This is a genomic window from Pseudorhodoplanes sp. (genome assembly GCF_035565855.1).
GTDB lineage: Bacteria > Pseudomonadota > Alphaproteobacteria > Rhizobiales > Xanthobacteraceae > Pseudorhodoplanes.
Genome location: NZ_DATMRX010000254.1, coordinates 1 through 1,777 on the forward strand (window position 1 = coordinate 1; position 1,777 = coordinate 1,777).

3 protein-coding genes are annotated in these 1,777 nt (G+C 62.1%); 2 read left to right on the forward strand and 1 reads right to left on the reverse strand.

The features are described 5' to 3' along the window. Both VN004_RS14440 and VN004_RS14445 read left to right on the forward strand, forming a co-directional pair. A partial coding sequence (locus VN004_RS14440; protein ID WP_325611312.1) for an META domain-containing protein occupies nucleotides 1-267 on the forward strand: 267 nt, incomplete at its 5' end. 167 nt (nucleotides 268-434) lie between these two features. Next, nucleotides 435-1,259 carry an SDR family NAD(P)-dependent oxidoreductase gene (locus VN004_RS14445; protein WP_325611315.1) on the forward strand — a complete coding sequence of 275 codons (825 nt, stop codon included), beginning with the start codon at nucleotides 435-437 and terminating at the stop codon, nucleotides 1,257-1,259. On the opposite strand, the gene VN004_RS14450 is transcribed toward VN004_RS14445, so the two are convergent. Beyond that, on the reverse strand, nucleotides 1,238-1,774 hold the full coding sequence (locus tag VN004_RS14450; RefSeq protein WP_325611317.1) for a DNA-deoxyinosine glycosylase: 537 nt from the start codon (nucleotides 1,772-1,774) through the stop codon (nucleotides 1,238-1,240). The genes VN004_RS14445 and VN004_RS14450 overlap by 22 nt on opposite strands. Nucleotides 1,775-1,777: the final 3 nt, after the last annotated feature.

Consider the following 1,777-nt stretch of genomic DNA (forward strand, 5'->3'; position numbering starts at 1 on the left):
CCCGTCCAAGGTCTGACCTTCGCGTACTCGGCGGATGAAGTGTCCGGTAGCGGCGGCTGCAACAGCTTCAGCGGCCCGATGGCCACTGAAGACGATGCCATTAAGATCGGGCCGCTAACGGCAACGAAGATGGACTGCGACGGCAAAGGCGAAATCGAGACGGAGTATTTTGCAGCGCTCGAGGCCGCGCGCTCCTTTTCGCTGCAAGGCGATACGCTGTCCTTGAAGGGCGAAGACGGCAGCGTGCTTGTGAAGTTCAAGAGGTAGCACGCCGATAGCGGGGCGATGGCAGCACCGGCCCGCTCCGCAGCGCTGACGGCGATCCGACGCGTGCCACGGGGCGAAAATCCGGGCATTGCCTATTCCGGAATCGCAGTAAGGCTGTAGACAGCGTCTCGTGCTAAGTTTGCACGAGCGCCAACGGCCGGAACCCTATGACCCGCTCTATTCTCATCACCGGATGTTCGTCCGGCATCGGTCTCGATGCGGCGCGGACGATGCGCGAGCGCGGCTGGCGCGTTATCGCGACCGCCCGCAAGCCTGAAGATCTGGCGCGGCTCAAGAATTTCCTCGGCGTCGAAGCCTTGCCGCTCGAGCTTTCGGATCCGCAGTCGATTGCGACGTGCGCCGTTCAGGCGCTGGAGATGACCCGCGGGAAGATCGACGCGCTCTTCAATAATGCTGCCTTCGCTCAGGCGGGCGCTATCGAGGACCTGTCGCCGAAGCTGTTGCGCGAGCAGTTCGAAGTCAACGTAATCGGCACGCACGATCTGACGCGGCGGCTCATTCCCTCGATGCGCAAGAACGGCGAGGGACGCATCGTCAATTGCTCGTCCGTGCTGGGCCTCGTGGTTGCGCCCTATCGCGGGGCCTATTGTGCGTCGAAATTCGCGCTCGAGGCTTTATCGGCGTCGCTGCGGCTTGAACTCGAGGGCTCGGGGATCTCGGTTTCTCTGATTGAACCCGGGCCGATCCGTTCCCGGTTCGTGGAGAGCGCATTGGCGCGGCTGCTCGCGACGATCGATATCGAGAACTCGCCGCACCGGGACGTCTATCAGAGGCGCATCGAGGCGATGAAGGCTGGGGGCAAGGTGACCTTCAAGCTTGAGCCCGCGGCGGTCAGCAAGCGGCTCGTCCATGCCGTCGAAAGCACGCGGCCACGGCGGCATTACTATGTGACCACGCCTACGTATCTCGCGGTTGCCATGCGCCGTGTGCTACCGCAATTCGGGATCGATTATTTTACGCGCAATTCCTGACGCTTGCCGGCCGGCTCGATGTAGGGCGTGAGTTTATCGCGCCAGAGGCTGAGCTTCTCATCGAGCGTCTTGGTGTAGAGCGGGCTCGACGAGGGCAGTTCGATCATCGTGAAATCATCCGCTGCGACGATGCCGGGCTTCAACACGAAGCGGCGGAAGAGATCGCGGGCCTTTTGGCCGTTGAAGGCAATCGACCGGATTGCCGGATTTTCCGCGAAGTAGGCGCCGAAGGCGTTGGCGATTGGATTTCTGATGGCGGCGTCCGCGCTGCCAATGCGCTCGGCGCCTTCAAGTACGTCCCACACGGCCCAGCGGTTGATCTCCAAAAGCGCCACGCGGTCCTCATACGTGACGGGCAGCGGCTTGCCGGAGAGCGCGGCAAGAATAGGCCAGAAGTGATTCCGGGGATGGCCGTAATACTGCTTGAGGCGAAGAGATTCTTCGCCTGGAAGCGTGCCGAGGATGAGCAGATGCGCGCCGGATGGTCCAATCGGCGGGAAACTGTATTTGATCACCGG